At 60.0% G+C, this 3,369-nt stretch carries 4 protein-coding genes; 2 read left to right on the plus strand and 2 right to left on the minus strand.

Annotated elements, in window-relative coordinates:
* Positions 1-195: 195 nt before the first annotated feature.
* A complete protein-coding gene (locus ACZY0B_RS27065) occupies positions 196-414 on the plus strand; it encodes a hypothetical protein (protein WP_463767308.1) in 219 nt (72 codons plus the stop codon).
* 223 nt (positions 415-637) lie between these two features.
* Here the strand turns inward: ACZY0B_RS27065 and ACZY0B_RS27070 are convergent, their stop codons facing one another.
* On the minus strand, positions 638-1,168 hold the full coding sequence (locus tag ACZY0B_RS27070; RefSeq protein WP_463767309.1) for a hypothetical protein: 531 nt from the start codon (positions 1,166-1,168) through the stop codon (positions 638-640).
* Between the two features lie 111 nt (positions 1,169-1,279).
* On the opposite strand from ACZY0B_RS27070, the gene ACZY0B_RS27075 reads away from it, so the two are divergent.
* Complete coding sequence (locus ACZY0B_RS27075) at positions 1,280-2,134, plus strand: IS1 family transposase (RefSeq protein WP_463767310.1); 855 nt, start codon at positions 1,280-1,282, stop codon at positions 2,132-2,134.
* Between the two features lie 13 nt (positions 2,135-2,147).
* On the opposite strand, the gene ACZY0B_RS27080 is transcribed toward ACZY0B_RS27075, so the two are convergent.
* The gene (locus tag ACZY0B_RS27080; RefSeq protein ID WP_463767311.1) at positions 2,148-2,387 is read right to left on the minus strand and encodes a hypothetical protein; all 240 of its coding nucleotides are present in this window, start codon (positions 2,385-2,387) and stop codon (positions 2,148-2,150) included.
* Between the last annotated feature and the right edge of the window lie 982 nt (positions 2,388-3,369).

A 3,369-nucleotide genomic window follows, 5' to 3' on the forward strand; every position in this document is an offset into this window, starting at 1 on the left:
ATAACCGGTGTCCACGCGAACTCTGGCGCGGATCGCTGGACGACTCTAGCGTACCGGCACACCCACGCCCAAGTTCTCCGGCCAGCCGGTTGTGGGTCAGTTTGAATGAAACTGGCTCAGCGGGATTTTGGGTCTGCGTGGGATGATGGTGTGATGCCTGACCGCTCACGCAATAGACCACGAGACTTGAACGCGATGGCAGCATCCATCGTTGACGAGGCCACCGGCGAGACCGAACCCGAACCACCACCTACCAACGGTAAAGATCCGGCTGCCGTCGCGCTAGGCCGCAAAGGTGGCTTGAAGGGCGGTAAAGCGCGGGCCGCGAAACTCACACCAGAGCAGCGGTCAGAGATCGCCAAGAAGGCCGCACTGAGCCGCTGGCAGCGACCTGACAACGCAGCGAACGGATAAAGGCTGCAGTACATGGGTGTGTCGTATACTTGTGACGTTGTATTACAACTAAATGGTGGACGGTAGGGGATTCGAACCCCTCGGGTGTTGGTTTCCAGAGTCCAGCCCGGCACCGTGCACCGCCCGTTGAGAGGCCCGTGAACCTCGCCGTTAGACGAGGCCACGGGCGGTGATCAGGCCCTTCTATGGGGGCTCGATCACCAGCACGATCAAGTGGGTGCGGCTAATACGCACCGTGATCTTGATCGTGAGGCGGGGTCGAGGTGTCATCTCGACCTTCTCCTCTCTCTACTGAGGAGCCCTCCACATTCGGCTCCTCTCCTACATCAGCCCCGGTTGCAGCCGGGGCTGATGTGTCTCTAAGGGTGTAGGTGCCTCGGATCGGCCCTTTATGAACCCTCTTCATCCTTACGACGTAGTTGATGGCGTTCCGTATCTGTATCGGGCTTGATTCGGAGCCTTTGCTACGCAGAACATTCACGACATCATCTAAGTCGAGAATCTCATTGGGATATTCATGGAATACCCTGGTCACCTCGTCTGTGATAGATGCCGAACCCTGGGCGTCTGCTGGGCCACCCCTGGCCCCGGCTGGTTCGCTGGACGCTGCTGAGGTGCGCATGTATTGCTCGATGAACGGCTGAATGCCCTCCCGCATCGCCTGCAAATCGGCCAGATGCTGTTTCGCCTCGGCAATGTCCCTGTCGAGGCGAGCCACCGCGTCCAGCACGCCCTCGCTCGTATCATTGATCACAGGGACACACTACCAGTTCCCTGCAATCTGGTGTTGATAACACCGGTGGGATTCAACTTTCCGGGCCGGGCCTCTTGTTTATGCATGACCGCTCAAGCATAATAGGTCAGTATGGTTAACCGGCTCTCCACCGATCAGCGGGCGCAGATCGTGTCCTGCTTGTGCGAAGGGATGAGCATCCGCGCGACGGTGCGCGTGACCGGGGCCGCGAAAAACACCGTCACCAAGCTGCTGGTTGACCTTGGCCGCGCGTGCGCTGAATACCAGGACGCCTGGTTACGGGATCTGCCCTGCACTCGGATCGAGTGCGACGAAATCTGGGCGTTCTGCTACAGCAAGCAGAGGAACGTCCCCGATGAGCACCGTGGCGAGTTCGGCTATGGCGACGTGTGGACCTGGACGGCGATCTGCGCGGACACGAAGTTGGTGCCCAGCTGGTTGGTGGGTGAGCGCACCGCGTTCGATGCGGAAGTGTTCATGCGGGACTTGGCTTCTCGGCTACGCCATCGTGTGCAGCTCACCACCGACGGGCACCGCGCCTACATCGAGGCTGTTGACACGGCGTTTGGGAAAGACATCGACTACGCGATGCTGCACAAGATTTACGCATCCCCCGATGCTGTGGACGATGAGCGGCGCTACAGCCCCGCTGTGTGCACCGGCATCGATGTACGGGTGGTGCAGGGCAAGCCCAACCTACACAAGGCCAGCACGTCCTACGTGGAGCGCCAGAACCTGTCTATGCGGATGGGTATGCGCCGGTTCACCCGGCTCACCAACGGTTTCAGCAAGAAAGTGGAGAACTTGGCGCACGCGGTGTCGCTGCACTACATGTACTACAACTTCGCGCGTCCCCACCAAACGCTCACGAAAGATGCTGGCGGGCACAAGACGACGCCCGCGATGGCCGCTGGCGTCACGGACCGCGTTTGGACCTACCGCGACATCGCCGCGCTACTCGACTAATGATCGCCAGCTGCTAGGCCGGGACGGCTGACTCCATCGGGGTGGCCTGCACATTGCCGATCCGAACCGGCTCTGGCCATCCCAGGGTCGAAAACCCGAGCTCGTGCGCGGTCGCACGCACCAGCCCGATCACACGAGAAATGACCTGCTCGATCTGCTCAGACGAATCGTCAACCAGGGCGAGCGTCAGGTTCGGCCCGGCGGCGGTGAAAGTTGTCTGGCCATCATGCCGTTCATCGATGGTGGCGACCAACTTATCTATCGCACCCTCATCGCCAGAGTGCAGCAGTGACATCTCTACCCAGTATCGGTTCATGTCACCCCTCCCAGCATGTTGTGCGTTTCATCATGTCAATCGTCAATTCAAGCGCCCCAGGTATCGGCCAGAGTATAACGCTGGTCCGATGCCTGCTCGGGCAACCGCAGATCACGATTACGTTCTCTCCTCGTCGATCTACGTAGGACCACCCCGCCTCCTCAAGTCTACGTAGGAACGCGCCCGCAGCCGCTGAGCAATCAGGCCAGGACATCTGGAACAACCTACATAGGGAACTATCCACAGCGGAGCGGTTTAACACCTCGCGGTTCATTGGATTTCGCCCAGAGCGAAGTGACCAGGATCTCACTGGTCGCGGCTGTACGTTAGTCGGCAACCGGAAGGTCACGGGTTCGATCCCCGTCAGCTCCACGCATGGGGCTGTAGTTCAGTTGGCAGAACATCCGGCAGTCCGTCGAAAAGGGGCGCCCGTGGGCGCCCCTTTTCCAATGCCATAACCGCTCAATCACAGGTCGACTGAGGAATACACTTCCCGTTATGAGCGAACGTCCCGACGACGATCCTCAGCCCAGCGTTCCTTCGCAGAGGGAGCCAGAAATCGTGCCGCCGGTTACGATTCGGCATCATCCAACAGATCCCGAATTGGACATAATAACTGTCTCTCTCAGGGACGGCGGCCTGAAATTTGACGGGTGGGACGCATTTGCCGGAGGAGCCATCGCTAGCGTGATCGCAGGGGTACTCATCCACGACACGCACGTGAGCGTCGTCCTATATTGGGTTGCCGGTGCCCTGGGGATCCTCTGGATCATCACAACGATCTTGGCGAACCTTGGGTGGCTCCCCTCAAGGCGCGGACCCGATTCAAACTGACCCACTACCGGCCAGCCTTGGTGCCCAGCTAGACCGGTCGGGGGCGCGCGCACCCAGCCGAGTGAGGCAGGATGGACCCATCCGC

The organism is Mycobacterium sp. IDUB_19 (assembly GCF_055419445.1).